This is a genomic window from Galbibacter sp. L-19, assembly GCF_056857615.1.
In genome coordinates, this window is sequence record NZ_JBSXNL010000028.1 from 29458 (window position 1) to 45908 (window position 16451).

The following is a 16451-nucleotide window of genomic DNA, read 5'->3' on the forward strand; positions in this document are numbered from 1 at the left end:
CCGCAATTACGGCGGATTAGACTACGTCCGAATCCACTCGGAATTGCTAAAGTCTGTGCCAAACCGAAAATAAACGCTACGAGCCATATACAAGACCGTTGGCATTAATTATGAAAAAAAAATCAATGAGAAAAGTAACCTTCTATTTATTTCTATTCGTTTCATTTGTTTCTTGCAGAGATAATAAAACAAAAATTATCGAAAAAGTAGCACCAACGACGGAATTGAAATCAATCGAATATGAGATAAATAGAAATATAATCACTTTTAGAATTGCCTATAATCTTATAAAAAAAATCGGAAATGGGTAACAAGACCAAACCCAGTAAGAGACGATTTACTAAGTTCCTTTGAACAATTCGAAAATCATGAAGTCCTAGATTTGATAAAACAATGTGGTGGAGACGATGCTATTTCATTATATCTTCTACATAAAAAGGAGTTTCCTGAATTTGGGGACAAGTACACAATATCCAAAAAAAATAAAGAATACGAACTAAATGATTCAACACAGACTGGACTAGACCCCAAATGGAACTTATTATATCAATCTCTCCACGACTTCTATATTATTGCCAATGTTGATGCATTTATTGAAAAACATCTTTATTATTATGAAGGTGCCATTCAAGAAATATCCAAAATCGCAAAGGACATTGATTTAGTGGGTAAAATGGAAGAATATACTAACCAGATAAATGACCGTTATGTAATTTCACCTGAGCCTCTATTTATTACCGGAGACTGGCGAGGTATCGGGCCGAGTGTAAACGCAGATGAAATTTCAATGGCTTATCAATTTATTAGCCCTTCTGATAATATTGATTTAACAAATTTTTCTACTGATTCAATAAAACAATTTGGTTATGACGACAAAGATTTCATAACAAATTTGTGTGTACATGAATTTGGTCATTCTTTCGTTAATTCTTCATTCTACAATCAAGAAATATCTGACTATATTCAGAATCATGAATCCTTACTAACCGAAGAGATAAAAGAAACTATGCAACGAGAAGGCATAGGAAGTTTAACAGGTTATTTGGTAGAACATGTAGTAAGATTATTAGAGATTCGAATTGCATCAATTTATTTCGGCAATGAAAATGCAAAAAAAATAAGGGACGAAAACAAGGGTTTTATTTATCTCGAAAAAATGGAAAATGAATTAATTGAGCGATTTGAAAATAATAGAGATAAATATCCAACTTATGCTGATTTTATTCCCGAATTAATAAAGATTGCGGGAAAATAACTAATGCCAACAATACCTAAAAAATAGGACATAAAGTGCTATATTTAAAGGCTTGGGCTTCTTTATTAAGTCCGCCAAATCCAAAAGATTTGGCGGACTTAATAAAGAAAAGATAATCACAAAACAAAAAGCTCTGGCTAGCAGACCAGACGGAAACGAAAAGTTTCCTTACCTGCCCTACTTGCCATAGCCGAGACGTTGTGGCTAATGCTAGAAAAATCGCAAGTAAAATTAAACATACAAGAATTTTGGCTATTTTTGAGATATGAAAATAAACGACAAAAATATTAATCGGATTAAAAAACTTTGTGAACAATACAAAGTTCGGACTTTTTCTGCTTTTGGTTCAGTAACTAGAGATGATTTTAGCGATGAATCTGATATCGATTTTGTTGTGGACTTTGATGAAAATGACCCATTTGAATACACAAATTTATACTTTCAACTAAAAGATAAATTGGAAAAATTATTAAAACGTCAAATTGACCTAATTGAACACCGAGCAATTAAAAACAAATATTTCAGAAAAGAACTTGATGAAACCAAAGTGTTGATTTATGGACAATAGAATTAACTCTTGGCTTGAAGACGTTGAAAGGTCAATTGATGAAATTTTTGACTTCTTACCTGAAAAATGTGATTTTTTCGTGTATCAAAAAGATTTAAAAACCAAAAAAGCGGTAGAACGAAATATTGAAATAATTGGAGAAGCCATCAACAGGATTTTAAAATATAAAAATTCCGATATTAAAATTAAAAATGCTCAAAAAATAATCGGAACTAGAAATCGAATCGCTCACGAATATGACAGCATTTCGGATGAAGTAATTTGGACAATCATTATAAAAGAACTTCCCGACCTAAAGAAGGAAATTAACGAATTGAAAAAATAAGCACTAGCCACAACAACGGTGGCTGTTGCTCAATCTCTTTTTTTAATCAAATTTCTAATTAAAAGCAGTTCTTGAAAATTACATATGCCTAGAAAACAACAACTTATCTAATACTAAAAATTAGGACAATCCTCTTTTCTTATAAATTTAGAGTTGTGCAACGGTTACAACGTATATAATTAATGGCTAGTTCAAGCTTACTTAGTTTTTCTTTTTACATTTTAATTTCTTAGCACTTATTTATTTTGGTTTTGTGCCGATTTTTGGTTTATCATTAAATTTGGGCAAATAATGTCCTTTTACGTGTTTGACAATATTACTGGAATCATGATGAGGAATCAAGACTAGATACTACCATTACGGAGTTTATTTTCGTGCCCAATTTAGTAGCTAAGACTGGTATTTTTTAATTGTGGCTATGCAGCATTAAAAACACTTTATATAAACGTATTTGTATGAAATCAAGCTTAAAAATAGAAGAACTTATCATGTTCCTTTTAGGGATTTTTATGGTTACGAATTTATCTATAAGTTGGTGGTGGTTTATTGGTTTGTTTTTCGCTCCCGATATCGGAATGTTGGGTTATCTTTTCAATTCAAAAATTGGAGCTTTTGCCTATAATTTGTTTCACCATAAAGGGGTAGCATTGATTTTTTATTTTATTGGTGTATTTTTATCCTCTGAAGTGTTACAATTTATCGGAATTTTACTGTTCTCCCATGCTTCTTTTGACAGAATTTTTGGCTACGGATTAAAATACAACGATGATTTTCAAAATACACATTTAGGAAAAATAGGAAAAACACATGAGTGATATTCTTCAAATACTTTTAGGATTATTATTCGGAATTTTAGGAACCTATTGGTTGGTTTCTATTTTTTGGAAACGACGTTCTTCTGAAAACACTCAGGAGCAATCAATAATTATTCTTGAAAAAATTAGAAATGTTTATAAACTGATTACTGTAGAAGGTGAATTTGCTGAAATTTATCAGTATGAAAACGTAAGAGAACATTTCTTAAAACTAATCAGCAGTAAGAAAAAAGCATTATTAGTAATTAATGCAAAAGTAAATGTAGGTTTCGATTTAAAAAAAATTGAAATGCATGCAGATCCAAGTTCTAAGAAGATAATTCTTACTTCCTTTCCAGAGCCTGAAGTGTTAAGCATAGAACCAGATGTAAAATATTACGATATTAAAGAAGGCCTTTTTAATTGGTTTAAAACCGATGACCTTTCTACTTTACACAGTGAGGCTAAAGAACATATTTTAAAGAAAATTCCAGAAAGCGGTCTTCTAGAATCTGCAAAAAAAGAAGCGCTAGATGCAGTACTTATGATTGAAAATATGGTACAAGCTATAGGCTGGAAACTAGATTACAAGGCACTAGAAATAGATTTAATTCCTGAAAAACCTAAGGCCAAACCAAAGCTTAAAAAGAATCAAGTTTGAGTTTAAAATATAACCGAGAGATTAGCGTATCTATTTATTAGGGATTACTTTTCATCACTATTTAACTTGACATTAAATATTCTAATCAACTACCTCGAGGCAAACCTACGAGGTATTCAAAGGAAACAAATTAAAACCATTTCGATGCAGAGCACTTCGGTAAACTCAGTACAGGCTTTGGGGAATTAAACCCTCAATGAGGGATTAAATCAAAGTGTGTACTTTACCTATGCGCTGTATTCTTGTATAAAACAATTCCTCAAATAAATCTATTGTTCTATCTTTGCGGCTGTCTAAAAAACAAAAGAAATGGCTACAAATTTAGTAGAAGAATTACGCTGGAGAGGCATGGTACACGACATGATGCCGGGAACGGAGGAACAACTTACAAAAGAAATGACGACGGCTTATATTGGTTTTGATCCAACGTCAGATTCATTACATATTGGAAGTTTAGTGCCTATTATACTTTTAGTTCACCTTTATAAAGCAGGGCATAGACCAATTGCTCTTGTAGGGGGTGCTACAGGAATGATTGGAGATCCGTCAGGAAAATCTGATGAGCGTAATTTATTAGACGAAGCTACCCTTGCGAAAAATGTTGCAGGTATTAGAGGCGTACTTTCTAGATATTTAGACTTTAATGCATCTACTGAAAATGCACCTATGCTTGTAAATAATTATGATTGGATGAAGGACTTTTCCTTTATCGAATTTGCTAGAGACGTAGGAAAACGCATTACCGTAAATTATATGATGTCTAAAGATTCTGTAAAGAAACGTTTGAGCGCAGATTCTGGGGTTGGAATGTCTTTTACTGAATTTACATATCAATTAATTCAAGGATACGATTTTTACCACTTGCATAAAGAATACGGATGTATGTTGCAAATGGGAGGAAGCGACCAATGGGGGAATATTACTACAGGAACCGAATTGGTTCGAAGAATGAATGTTGATAGTGAAGGAGAAGAGCCTGCGAAAGCTTTTGCCCTTACTTGTCCGCTTATTACTAAAGCCGATGGTTCTAAATTTGGAAAATCTGAAGGAGGAAATGTATGGTTAGATGCCGATAAAACCTCTCCTTATAAATTTTACCAGTTTTGGTTAAACACTTCGGATGAAGATGCTGAAAAATATATTAAAATCTTTACTTTTTTAGATAAAGCAGCTATAGATAATTTAATTGCTGAGCACAAAGAAGCGCCACATATGCGTTTATTGCAAAAACGATTAGCAGAAGAAGTTACTACATTTGTACATTCAAAAGAAGAATACGAGAATGCCGTAAAAGCTTCTCAAATTTTGTTTGGAGGTGGTGCAGACGATTTAAAGCAACTTAATGAGAAAACTTTTTTAGATGTTTTTGAAGGAGTGCCGCAAGCGGAAGTTAGTAAAAGCGAGATTGAAGCAGGATTAGATATTATTGGAGCCTTGGCGGTTAATACAGGGTTTTTAAAATCTAATGGAGAAGCTAGACGTGCGCTTAAAGAAAACTCTATTTCTGTAAACAAAGAAAAGGTAAAAGAAGATTACCAAATAACCGTAAACGACCTTATAAATAATAAGTTTGTATTGCTACAACGCGGAAAGAAAAATTACTTTTTAATAAGAGTAGTTTAAGCACACTAAAGAAGTTATAAGAAAAGAATGTCAGTTTGAGTAGAGTCGAGAAAAGTTCTAAAACGTAACTCGACTCTACTTAATAAGACAGTTTCTTTTTCCAGTATTTGGTTAACTCATCACTTCGCCAACTTACCAACTCAACGCCTTATCAGCTTAACATCATCATACAATTCCCATATTCTCTAGTAGGAAAGAAGCGTTCATGTTTTCACAAACACCCTTTTTAAATGTATAATCAAAGGTGAGTTCTTTTCCGTTGATAAAAGCCTCAAAAAAGTAATTTTCTACTTTGTTATTCTCTTTAGCTACCTCACATAAACTTAAGTCGTGCGTAGCAATAATTCCTGTAGAATGGGAAGCTGAGAGTTTCTCCACAAATTTACGGGAACCAATGGCTTTGTCTTTACTGTTTGTTCCTTTTAAAATTTCGTCTAAAACTACAAAATAGGTGTCGGTTTTAATTTTATCAACAATCAGTTTTAAGCGTTTTAACTCTGCGTAAAAGTATGAAGCATCATCGGTAAGAGAATCGGCAGTCCGCATGCTTGTAATAAGCTTAATCGGGCTATATTCACTTGTAGTAGCACAAACAGGTAGGCCACAATTTGCCATAACAATATGTAAGGATACCGTTCTTAAAAAAGTACTTTTTCCAGCCATATTTGCCCCTGTAATAACAAAAAAGTGCTCTCTATCAATTCTTAAATCGTTATACACCAATTTATCTTCAGCAATTAAAGGATGTCCTAATTGGTTCGCCTTTACGGTAGTTTGGTTATTATTTATCTTCGGAAAAGTATAATTAGGATGGTTAAAAGCAAAATTTCCGAGCGAATTATATGCATCAAAAAAAGCAATCACTTCAAACCAACTTCCCACTTCATTTTTATTAGTTTTTATCCATTTTTCAATTCGATTTGTATTGTATCGGTCCATTTGAAAAAAAGCATTTCCTGGCACAGAAATCAAAAGGTTGGCACGTTGTTCTAGTGCATCCAACATTTTAGAAAATTGCTTAATTGTTTTAGAAGTAGAAGTGTTATTTCTTAAAACAATTTGTTGTTTTTCTTTAAGTAAATCACTGCTAAAATTAGCTTCTTCAATTTTTGAAATTAATTGATGGTATTGCTGAAATGTATCTTGAGTTTTAGAAGCATATTCCGACAGCTTATTTACTTCTTTTACTTTTTTTCCGGCTACAATAATTCCGAAGATAAACCAATATAATACAACAGAACTAGGAATAACATCTAAAAAAGCAAGCGTACATATTACTAGAGAACAAATTGAAAAAACATATGGCAACCATGTCCAATTTTTACTAATTATAGACGTATGGTTTTGGAGCCATTGTATAATTGTTTCTGCAGAAGCTTCCGTTTTTACTTGCGCTGCTGTAGCACTAAAATCTTGTCGCCAATTGGACATCTCGGCTAATTCTTCAATAGCTTTTTGTTTCTTCGGAATCTCCTCTGTATTATTTTCAGTATAAATTTTTACAAGGAATTTTTGTCCTGCATTTGTGGCTGTTCGATTGCTGTATTGAAAGAAACTTCCTTTTCCAAAAAGGTCTATATCGTGACTAAAATCGTGCTCGTAATTTGAGTATTGTTTACCATCTTCTAAAAAATGAAACTCTTTTTTAAGGACTTTTAATTCAGTTTCATTGGTATGAATTCGTACTTGAAGTTTATTTTTTTCATATTTATAATCGCTATGTTTTGAAACCAAAGCAATGAATAAAATAATCCCAATAAGGATGCTTGGCAATAAAACCAATGTATTTCCCCAAAAAAAGTAGATAATTGCTACAAGAGCCAAAAAAACAAGCAGCCTAAAAACACTAAGTGTGGCTAGTGTTTTTTGAACTGCTTTTAATTGTTTTTGAAAAAGCGATAGCCTTTCTATATAATGTTGCTGCGGATTTTTCATTTAGAATATTTCTGAACCAAAGTTTGCGGTGTCATTTAAAAATAAGCACATAACAAACTTGGAATATTTAGTCTCTATTGTTGAGTAAAACTAAATAAATATTCTAAATCTAAAAGCCAAAAAAAGGTTATTCTTCCAACCCTCTCAAATATTGCTCTTTATAAGCCGCTTTTTGTTTTGTCTGACGTTTTGCTTCTGAAGGTTTTGTGTATTGTTTTCTCTCTCGAAGTTGTTGAAGCACTTTGGTATTTCTAAATTTACGTTTATAACGCTTAAGCGCTCTTTCAATACTCTCTCCTTCTTTTACTACAGTTTTTAACATATGTTGATTTTAATATTTATACTACCTATAGTATAATAAAATTTCTGACAAATGTTGTTAAAGAAGCGATAAAATTTGTACTTAAACTACTTCGTAAGCCTTCCAAACAAAACCGATAGGAAGAGGCCACGAGGTTTGTAAGTAAATTCCTTTATATAAATGTCTCTAAGAGTTCGATTCTCCATAAGGGATTAAAACTTTCTATCTGGATGGAAGGCAGCCAAATCCATAGATGGTTTTGTGTTATTTATAATTTCGGTAACTAATTTTCCTGTAGCAGGTCCTAAACTCCACCCCATCATTGCATGACCTGTAGCAAAAATTACATTTTTACAATAATTAGTTCGTCCAATATATGGCATTCCATCTGGAGAAACTGGTCGCAATCCGCTTTGTGCTAGGTCTTTTTCTTCAGAAGTAATTTCTATTTCTGGATAATAATTTTTAGCAGCATTCGCTATGGCCTCTACTCGTTGTTTTCGGATGGTTTTATTAATTCCAGAAAATTCCATTGTTCCTGCAAAACGTGTAAATCCATTCATGGGAGTCATAGCCACTTTTGCTTCCATTAAAATTGCTGGAAGTGTAATATTGGTAGATTTATGCAAATCTATTCGGTAACCTTTTCCTGCTTGAAGAGGGATTTTGGCTCCAATTTTTTTAGCTATTTCATTACTCCAAGAGCCAGAGGCTACTACAACCTCATCGGGTGTGTAGGTGTTTTTATCTGTAATTACTTTTGTTACCTTCTCATTAGAAACCTCTATATTCTCAACGGTTTCATCCGTTTTAACAACTACCCCATTTGCCTTTAAATAGGCTAGCATTTTGGGCATTATTTCGGTAGGAGTGCTATGTGCATCACATTCATAAAAAATAGCTCCTTTGGCATCTATTTGAACATTTGGTTCTAATTTGTCTAACTCATCTTTGTCTAAATGACGAGCCTCAAGCCCTTCAAATTGAGCTTTTTTAGCTACTTCAAATTCGTCAGCACCCGCTTGCTCTGTTTTATAGAGCATCAATAAGCCCTCATGCTTAAAATGAAAACTTCCAAAATCATCAGAAGCTAAAATATCTTTATATAATTCTCTACTGAGGACATTTATTTCTTTTATCACAGGAATCGCTTTCGCTACTTTTTCATGTGTAGACGATTTATGAAAATACCAAGACCACTTAAAAAAATCGGTATCCCAGCGAGGCTTCATGTAAAAAGGACTGGAAGAATTAAACATCCATTTTACTCCTTTGGCTATCATTCCAGGCGTTGCCAATGGGATAATATGACTAGGAGTAATATACCCTGCGTTTACAAAGGAAGCGCCTTCAGAAACACTGCCTTTATCAATAACAGTAACCTGATGCCCAGATTTTTGTAAATAGTATGCCGTAGAGAGCCCTATAATTCCTCCTCCAATAATAACAACGTCTTTTTGCATGCCTTCTAATAAATAAATTAAACCTTAGTTGTTTTAAATCACCTGAAATCCGTGTGCGTATGGGTCGTCATCGTCAATAATAATATTATTATAACCATATACTTTTGCCCATCCTTGAATACTTGGAATAATTGCTTTTTTTCCTACAAGAGTAGTTTCTTCTTCAATTCTTCCAATAAATTGAGACCCTATAAAACTTTCATGTATAAACTCATCGCCTGGTTTTAAAAGTCCTTTAGCGTGCCATTGAGCCATTCTTGCAGATGTTCCTGTTCCACATGGGGAACGATCAATAGCCTTATCGCCATAAAATACCGCATTTCTAGCAGTCGATTTTGGATTGATAGGGTTTCCTGTCCAAAGCATATGACTTACACCATTGATAGTTTTATCTTCTGGATGTACAAATATATCCTTGTATTTTGCATTTATCTTTTGACGTACTTCCTGACTATAATTAATAAGCTTACTTGCTGAAAAGTTATGTATTCCAGAAAAGTTTTTCTGTGGATCTACAATAGCATAAAAATTACCACCATAAGAAACATCAAAAACCAACTCGCCTAATTCGTCACAATCAATAGTAAGTTCGGTGGCTGCCAAATAAGATTTTACATTGGTTAGCTTTACCCAATCTACTTTATTTCCTGTTTGCTGGTATTCAATTTCAATTAATCCAGCGGGGGCTTCCATTCTAATTTTCCCAGGAATTTTAGGAGTAATTAGTCCTTCCTCTATGGCAATTGTAATGGTTCCGATAGTTCCATGTCCGCACATAGGAAGACATCCACTAGTTTCTACAAAAATAATCCCGAAATCATTTTCCGGATTTATTGGAGGATATAATAAGCTTCCGCTCATCATATCATGACCACGAGGTTCAAACATTAATCCTTTTCGAATCCAATCGTATTCTTTTATAAAATGTTGTCTTTTTTCACTCATGTCCTTCCCTTCAAGGTTAGGACCGCCGCCAGCAATTACTCTAACGGGATTGCCACATGTATGGGCATCAACACAAAAAAAAGTTTTTCTTGCCATTTAAAGTCAATCTATATTTTAGTAGCTTCTTCAATGTATTTGTTTACCATTTTCTCTAAAATTGGGAGGGTAACGGTTCCTTGTTCTAATATCACTTCATGAAAATCTCTGATATTAAAATCTGCTCCCAACTCTTTTTCTGCTTTTGTGCGTAATTCCCTAATTTTTAATTCGCCCATTTTATAAGAAATAGCTTGCGCAGGCCATCCTATATATCTATCTGTTTCTGTATTAATTTCATGCTCAGAAAGTGCGGTATTACTTTTCATATATTCAACCACTTTTTCTCGCGACCATCCTTTTGCATGAATTCCAGTATCTACAACCAATCTACATGCACGCCACATTTCATAGGTAAGTTTACCAAATTGTTCATAAGGAGTGGTATAAATTCCCATTTCTTCAGCTAAAAACTCAGTATACAAAGCCCATCCTTCGCCGTAAGCCGACAAATAAAAACCTTTTCTAAACTCAGGAATACTGTCTCCTAACTCTTGGTTAAGAGAGATTTGTAAATGATGACCAGGAACTGCCTCATGAGCTGTTAACGCAGGTAAATTATATAAAGAACGACTCTCTAGTTTATAAGTGTTTACCAGATAATAACCAGGCTCTGTGCTACTTTGACTTCCAGAATAGCGCCCCCCAGTATATTTAGGAGCTATGGCATCGGGAACTTTTATTACACCATAAGGTTTTCTAGGTAATGTATTAAAAAACTTTGGGAGCTCTGCATCTATTCTCTTAGCAATATCTCTAGCTTCTTTAAGTAAATCTTTTCCAGTGGTTGCGTAAAATTGCTCGTCGGTTCTCAAAAAGTTTAAGAACTCTGGAAAACTTCCATCAAAACCAACCTCAGCAATAATTTTATCCATTTCGGTTCTAATTCTTGCTACTTCACTCAATCCTATTTTATGAATATCATCTGCAGTATACCCTGTTGTTGTAGTGTAAAAGTTAATTCTATTCTGATAAAATTCTTTTCCTCCAGGGGTTTCCGAAACTCCAATGGCATCTCGTGTGTTTGGAATATAATCTTCTTCAAAAAAAGTTTTTATTTTTTTAAATGAAGGGATTACATTTTTGGTAATCGCAGTTTGCGCTTCTTGTAAAATAGAATCTTTTTGATGCTGTGTAAAAGTAGTAGGGAGTTTCTCAAAAGGAGAATAGAAATAACTTTCGGTATAACTATCTACAATATGCTTATTGTAAGAGGACTCATATCCTTTAAAAATAATTTTAGGTTGAGAAACTCCTTTTTCAAGGCCTTCTTTAATCAAAGCTATATTTTGGTCTACAAAATGAGGAATATCATTTAAGACATTTAAATATGCTTTTGCATCCTCATAATCAAGTATCGGTTTTACCCGATAATTTAGGTTTAGATGAAATCCTTGATCTGCTTGAATAGGATTCAGATACATTTCAAACTTATTAAAATCAACTATATCTTTAAGCTTGAATTGTAATAACTCAGAAGAGATTCTTTCTGTTTCTGTAAGCGATTCAGGATTTAAGCTTTCTAATTTTTGCAATTGCTGTTGCGCAAAATCAGCTTCTTTTTTATACAATTCCTTTTCATAATTTCCTAAAGGATGCTTTTCTGTACCTTCAACTTTGAAATTGTCTACCTCTTGAATGATATTTAACAACTGCATTGAAGCATCTTCCTCTTCACTTTTACAGGAAACAAGAAAGACGCTTAAAATAAGTAACTGATAAAAAAAGCCACTGATAATTTTTGACATATTTTAAATAGATTTATTAGAATGTTCGCTATTAATTAAACGCATAATCTGTAACGGATTTTCATTTTTTAAAGCATTTGGTAATAATTCCAATGGCCAGTTTTGATATGCTACTGGACGCACCCAACGCTTAATTGCACTCACTCCTACCGATGTGTATTTAGCATCTGTGGTTGATGGAAATGGCCCTCCATGATGCATAGACGGACAAACCTCCACTCCAGTTGGAACACTGTTTAAGATAAGTCTTCCTACTCGCTCTTTTAAAGCTTCAACAATTTCAGATTTATGAGCTAATTCGTTACTATTTCCTAAAATTGTTCCTGTAAGTTGCCCTTCTATAGCGTCTAAAACAGTTTTTAATTCTGCATCATTTTCACATTGAACAATAATGGAATAAGGACCAAAAACTTCTTGATGTAAAACAGGGTTTTTTAGAAATTCTCTACCTGCTACAGTTAGTACTTTTTGCTTTCCAAAATTTGGCGAAGCTTCAGTATCATAACTAGCAACTACAGAAGTGTTACTTTGTTCTGAGGCAGTTTTAACCCCTTTTTGATATGTTTTACATATATTAGGATGCAACATTGGTGTAGGGGCAATCTCGCTAATTTCTTTTCCTAATTCAGTAATAAAGCTTTCTAAAGCATTGCTTTTTACCGCTAACAATAAGCCTGGATTGGTACAAAATTGTCCAGCTCCTACTGTAATAGAACCTGCATATTGTTTAGCCCAAAAACTTCCTTTTTCTTCTAAAGCTGAAGGTAAAATAACAACAGGATTAATACTTCCCATCTCCGCATAAACAGGAATCGGTTCTTTACGATTATTAGCCAATTTATAAAGAGCTGTTCCTCCTTTTATACTTCCTGTAAAACCAACTGCTTTTACTTTAGGATGTTTTACCAATTGCTGTCCAACCTCAATACCACTGCTATTTACATTTGAAAAAACTCCATTTGGCATTCCTGTTTTTTCTGCCGCTTTAATAATAGCAGATGCAACTAGTTCTCCAGTTCCTGCATGCATTGGGTGACTCTTAACAATTACTGGGCATCCAGATGCTAATGCACTAGCTGTATCTCCTCCAGCCGTTGAAAAGGCTAATGGAAAATTACTTGCTCCAAAAACTACTACTGGCCCTATTGGAAATAGCATTTTTCGGATGTCTGGTTTTGGCAACGGTTCTCTATCTGGTTGAGCAGTATCAATAGATGCTTCTACCCAAGAACCTTCTTCTAATAAGGTTGCAAAAGCACGCAGTTGTCCCATAGTTCTTCCGCGTTCACCACGAGCTCTTCCTTCTGGTAAACCTGATTCTGCGGTGTAAGTTTCAATAAGAATATCTCCTAAAGCTTCAATTTCATCTGCAATAGTATTTAAAAAACTTGCTTTTTCTGCTCCAGAAAAGTTTTTATAGGTTTGAAAGGCTTCCGAAGCTAATGTAACAGCTTCATCAATTTCACTTTCTATAGCTTCATAAAAAGTCCAATCGGTTTCTTTATTTTCCTTAGGATTGAATGTTTTGTAGGTTTTAGTACCATTTGCAGTTAATTTACTGCCGATATAATTTTTTCCTGTAATCATTTTAAAACCTTTTTTTGTTTGTATTTCTCAAGGGGTTTTCCCAAGAGTGCTGTATGTTTAAAATATCAAGAGTCATTACCCTAAAAGCACTTAAAAATAAGTTTTTTTAGCATAATGACTTTCAATAAATAGGATATTATTTTTTTAAACCGTTGCGGTTCTTAACGCCTTATAATCTGGTAATTGTGGACGGTTTTTCATTCCATCTTCAATCACTTTTAAAACACGCTCACGTTCTTTCCCTTGTAATGGTAATCTTGGTGCTCTTACAGTTTCTGTACCAATACCAGTTGCTACCTCAGCAAGTTTTATATTTTGTACCAATTGCGGATTAATATCTAATTCTAACAATGGTAAAAACCAACGGTAAATAGCCAATGCTTCTTGGTTTTTGCCAGCTTTTGCAAGCTCGTAAATTGCTACTGTTTCTGCAGGATAAGCACATACCAATCCGGCAACCCAACCATCGGCACCCATAAAAATACTCTCCAATCCAAGTGTATCTACCCCAGTAAGTACTTTTAAACGGTCTCCAAATCTGTTTTTTATGCGAGTAACATTAGAAATATCACGAGTAGATTCTTTTACAGCCTGAATATTTTCACACGCTAAAAGCTCTTCAAACATATCTAAGGTTACTTCAATACCATAATCTACAGGATTGTTATAAACCATAATTGGTAAATCGGTACTATTGGCTACTTCTTTAAAATAAGTTACCGTTTCAAAATCGTTTGCTTTGTAACGCATTGGAGGCAACATCATTAATCCGCTTGCACCATTTTCTTTTGCAATAGCAGCTGCTTTGATAGCGCCTTTGGTAGTTTGTTCTGCAACATTAATAATAACAGGAATTTTATTATCAACTATTCTTACAGTTTCTCTTATTAAAGTCACTTTTTCATCATCTGTAAGTGTACTCGCTTCTCCTAGAGTACCTCCAAGAATAATTCCGTTTACACCCGCTTCGAGTTGTGCTTTTATATTTACTTCAAACATTTTCAAATCTAAAGCGTCATTTTCGTCGAATTTGGTTGTAACCGCTGGCATTACGCCTTCCCATTTTACTTGCATAACTATATAATTTATGTTAATCCCTTATTGAGGGGCTAATTCCCCGATACTTATATCGAAAAGAATTATGTTATTTTCTTTGAATACCTTGAGAAACTGTCTCGAGGTAATTAATTACAAAGCTATGGCAATAAGTAAAAGTAAGTTTGAAGGATGTTAACCAGAATTATGCATATATTATCCCATTTTAGAGATTGTAGGAGTATTAAAGTGAATTTATGCTGAATTATGAGTTATGACAATTCATTTCTTACTTTTTTTGGTAGGTTTTTTACTACCATATCGTAAGAATGATCTATTAATTCTTTTAAGAATGAAGAAGATATTTCAGAAGAATTTAGAGAAACCGTATTCCAGTGTTTTTTGCTCATATGATACCCTGGCTTAATACTTTCATATGAAGCTCTAAGTTCTAAAGCCCATTCAGGATCACATTTTAAATTGATGCTTTTATCGCCACCTTCCCACTTTTCAAGTCCGCAAAGAGCGAACATTTTTTCGCAGACCTTAAAAACTAGTGTTTGTTTATCAAAAGGAAAATCTTCTGTAACTCCTTTTTTAGAAAGACAATAATTATAAAGTTCCTCTATGTTCATAAATTCTCTTTTTTAATAGTATACAATTATAGGCAGTAGGCAGTTTTTTCTTTGTAACATCGTAACTCCATAACAACATAACTTTTTAACTCACAGGGGCAAAGGGGCAAAGTTATAAATTTGTTAATGAGGAAATGAAATGAAGACGGAAGTCCGAAGACGGGAGTGTTCAGTTGACAGTTACAGTATACAGTTTTTTTCTTTGTAACAGCGTATCTCCATAACAGCGTAACTTTTTAACTCAAAGGGGCAAAGGTTCAAAGATGCAAAGATGCAAAGTTATAAATTTGCTAATTTGGAAAATGAGGAAATGAAAACCGAAGTCTGAAGTTGGGAATCGTTGTATTCAGTAAGATGTAGAACAAGTTTTTTTTCTTTGTAACAGCGTATCTCCATAACAGCGTAACTTTTTAACTCACAGGGGCAAAGGTGCAAAGTTATAAATTTGCTAATTTGGAAATGAGGAAATGTGAAAAAAAAGTCCGAAGTCCGAAGACGGGAGTGTTCAGTTGACAGTTACAATTTGCAGTTTTTTTCTTTGTAACAGCGTATCTCCATAACAGCGTAACTTTTAACTTCGGGCTTCGGACTTCCGTCTTCTGACTCTTCTAACTTCCAACCTCTTCCCTATTCTTCTTTCCTTTCAACTTTTTACTTTGCCACTTTGAACCTTTGAACCTTTACAAACTTTCAACTATCCTCTTCTCAAACAAACTTTAATCTCTTCCTCCAAAAACTTGTAGGGCAAAATAAAGTAATGTTGCTAGGGAACCTATTGCAGCTACTACATACGTTCTAGCAGCCCATTTTAAGGAATCCTCTGCTCCATTATATTCTTCTGGAGTTACTATATTTCTATTTTTTAACCAAGCCAAAGCTCTATTACTAGCATCGTACTCTACAGGTAATGTTACAAAACTGAATAATGTACCCATTCCAAACATTATTAATCCAATTACAGCTACCGTATAACCAAGTCCAGAAGCAGCCCCTAAAACTAAACCTCCAAAAATAACCCAAGTAGACATTCCAGAAGCTACACTTACCACAGGCACTAGTTTAGAACGTAATTGCAACCATTCGTACCCTTTAGCGTGTTGTACTGCGTGCCCACATTCATGAGCAGCAACAGCAGCAGCGGCAGCGTTACGCTGGTTATACACCCCTTCACTTAAATTAACTGTCTTTTTAGCAGGATTGTAATGGTCTGTTAACATTCCTGGGGTAGAAATTACCTCAACATCTGTAATTCCATTATCGTGAAGCATTTTACGAGCTATCTCTGCACCACTCATTCCATTTCTAAGATGTACTTTTGAGTAATGCTTAAATTTACTTTTCAACTTAGAACTTACCAACATACTAATAAGTCCAAGACCTCCAATTATAATCCAATATCCTATTCCCATATCAATTATTTTTAAAACTAAATTACAATTTAAAAAGCAAAAACCCCGCCAAATTTAGCGAGGTTTAACAT

General features: G+C 33.9%; 15 protein-coding genes. 6 read left to right on the forward strand and 9 right to left on the reverse strand.

Annotation, left to right across the window (positions count from 1 at the left end):
- Positions 1–382: 382 nt before the first annotated feature.
- From AC13CQ_RS01925 to tyrS, 6 genes are all read left to right on the forward strand, one after another.
- Complete coding sequence (locus AC13CQ_RS01925; RefSeq protein WP_474507193.1) at positions 383–1255, forward strand: DUF4932 domain-containing protein; 873 nt, start codon at positions 383–385, stop codon at positions 1253–1255.
- Between the two features lie 265 nt (positions 1256–1520).
- Entirely contained in the window at positions 1521–1823 is a 303-nt protein-coding gene (locus AC13CQ_RS01930; RefSeq protein WP_474507763.1) for a nucleotidyltransferase family protein, read from the forward strand.
- Positions 1813–2148, forward strand: coding sequence for a HepT-like ribonuclease domain-containing protein (locus AC13CQ_RS01935; RefSeq protein WP_474507195.1), 336 nt, complete (start codon positions 1813–1815; stop codon positions 2146–2148). The genes AC13CQ_RS01930 and AC13CQ_RS01935 overlap by 11 nt, the downstream gene beginning before the upstream one ends.
- A 455-nt stretch (positions 2149–2603) precedes the next feature.
- Positions 2604–2963, forward strand: coding sequence for a DUF4260 domain-containing protein (locus AC13CQ_RS01940; RefSeq protein WP_474507196.1), 360 nt, complete (start codon positions 2604–2606; stop codon positions 2961–2963).
- Positions 2956–3603 carry a DUF4230 domain-containing protein gene (locus AC13CQ_RS01945; RefSeq protein ID WP_474507197.1) on the forward strand — a complete coding sequence of 216 codons (648 nt, stop codon included), beginning with the start codon at positions 2956–2958 and terminating at the stop codon, positions 3601–3603. The genes AC13CQ_RS01940 and AC13CQ_RS01945 overlap by 8 nt, the downstream gene beginning before the upstream one ends.
- A gap of 309 nt (positions 3604–3912) precedes the next feature.
- Positions 3913–5226, forward strand: coding sequence for a tyrosine--tRNA ligase (tyrS, locus tag AC13CQ_RS01950; RefSeq protein WP_008611445.1), 1314 nt, complete (start codon positions 3913–3915; stop codon positions 5224–5226).
- A gap of 165 nt (positions 5227–5391) precedes the next feature.
- On the opposite strand, the gene AC13CQ_RS01955 is transcribed toward tyrS, so the two are convergent.
- The 9 genes from AC13CQ_RS01955 to AC13CQ_RS01995 form a co-directional block, all read right to left on the reverse strand.
- A complete protein-coding gene (locus AC13CQ_RS01955; RefSeq protein ID WP_008611446.1) occupies positions 5392–7161 on the reverse strand; it encodes a MutS-related protein in 1770 nt (589 codons plus the stop codon).
- A gap of 127 nt (positions 7162–7288) precedes the next feature.
- On the reverse strand, positions 7289–7483 hold the full coding sequence (gene rpsU, locus AC13CQ_RS01960; protein ID WP_008611447.1) for a 30S ribosomal protein S21: 195 nt from the start codon (positions 7481–7483) through the stop codon (positions 7289–7291).
- Between the two features lie 191 nt (positions 7484–7674).
- On the reverse strand, positions 7675–8925 hold the full coding sequence (locus AC13CQ_RS01965) for an NAD(P)/FAD-dependent oxidoreductase (protein WP_008611453.1): 1251 nt from the start codon (positions 8923–8925) through the stop codon (positions 7675–7677).
- Between the two features lie 33 nt (positions 8926–8958).
- Positions 8959–9966 (reverse strand): 4-hydroxyproline epimerase, encoded by a 1008-nt coding sequence (locus AC13CQ_RS01970; RefSeq protein WP_008611454.1) that lies wholly within the window; start codon positions 9964–9966, stop codon positions 8959–8961.
- Positions 9967–9977: 11 nt separating this feature from the next.
- A complete protein-coding gene (locus AC13CQ_RS01975) occupies positions 9978–11714 on the reverse strand; it encodes a DUF885 domain-containing protein (protein ID WP_008611455.1) in 1737 nt (578 codons plus the stop codon).
- 3 nt (positions 11715–11717) lie between these two features.
- Positions 11718–13301, reverse strand: coding sequence for an aldehyde dehydrogenase (NADP(+)) (locus tag AC13CQ_RS01980; protein ID WP_008611456.1), 1584 nt, complete (start codon positions 13299–13301; stop codon positions 11718–11720).
- 144 nt (positions 13302–13445) lie between these two features.
- Positions 13446–14375, reverse strand: coding sequence for a dihydrodipicolinate synthase family protein (locus AC13CQ_RS01985; RefSeq protein ID WP_008611457.1), 930 nt, complete (start codon positions 14373–14375; stop codon positions 13446–13448).
- A 233-nt stretch (positions 14376–14608) separates the two neighbouring features.
- Positions 14609–14971, reverse strand: a complete 363-nt coding sequence (locus AC13CQ_RS01990) for an MmcQ/YjbR family DNA-binding protein (protein ID WP_008611458.1) — start codon at positions 14969–14971, stop codon at positions 14609–14611.
- A gap of 716 nt (positions 14972–15687) precedes the next feature.
- Positions 15688–16380 carry a zinc metallopeptidase gene (locus AC13CQ_RS01995; RefSeq protein WP_008611459.1) on the reverse strand — a complete coding sequence of 231 codons (693 nt, stop codon included), beginning with the start codon at positions 16378–16380 and terminating at the stop codon, positions 15688–15690.
- Positions 16381–16451: the final 71 nt, after the last annotated feature.

Coding starts and splice junctions, on each gene's coding strand:
- AC13CQ_RS01930 (WP_474507763.1), top strand. CDS start 1,521: ATGAAAATAAACGACAAAAATATTAATCGGATTAAAAAACTTTGTGAA.
- AC13CQ_RS01935 (WP_474507195.1), top strand. CDS start 1,813: ATGGACAATAGAATTAACTCTTGGCTTGAAGACGTTGAAAGGTCAATT.
- AC13CQ_RS01940 (WP_474507196.1), top strand. CDS start 2,604: ATGAAATCAAGCTTAAAAATAGAAGAACTTATCATGTTCCTTTTAGGG.
- AC13CQ_RS01945 (WP_474507197.1), top strand. CDS start 2,956: ATGAGTGATATTCTTCAAATACTTTTAGGATTATTATTCGGAATTTTA.
- tyrS (WP_008611445.1), top strand. CDS start 3,913: ATGGCTACAAATTTAGTAGAAGAATTACGCTGGAGAGGCATGGTACAC.
- AC13CQ_RS01955 (WP_008611446.1), bottom strand. CDS start 7,161: ATGAAAAATCCGCAGCAACATTATATAGAAAGGCTATCGCTTTTTCAA.
- rpsU (WP_008611447.1), bottom strand. CDS start 7,483: ATGTTAAAAACTGTAGTAAAAGAAGGAGAGAGTATTGAAAGAGCGCTT.
- AC13CQ_RS01965 (WP_008611453.1), bottom strand. CDS start 8,925: ATGCAAAAAGACGTTGTTATTATTGGAGGAGGAATTATAGGGCTCTCT.
- AC13CQ_RS01970 (WP_008611454.1), bottom strand. CDS start 9,966: ATGGCAAGAAAAACTTTTTTTTGTGTTGATGCCCATACATGTGGCAAT.
- AC13CQ_RS01975 (WP_008611455.1), bottom strand. CDS start 11,714: ATGTCAAAAATTATCAGTGGCTTTTTTTATCAGTTACTTATTTTAAGC.
- AC13CQ_RS01980 (WP_008611456.1), bottom strand. CDS start 13,301: ATGATTACAGGAAAAAATTATATCGGCAGTAAATTAACTGCAAATGGT.
- AC13CQ_RS01985 (WP_008611457.1), bottom strand. CDS start 14,375: ATGCAAGTAAAATGGGAAGGCGTAATGCCAGCGGTTACAACCAAATTC.
- AC13CQ_RS01990 (WP_008611458.1), bottom strand. CDS start 14,971: ATGAACATAGAGGAACTTTATAATTATTGTCTTTCTAAAAAAGGAGTT.
- AC13CQ_RS01995 (WP_008611459.1), bottom strand. CDS start 16,380: ATGGGAATAGGATATTGGATTATAATTGGAGGTCTTGGACTTATTAGT.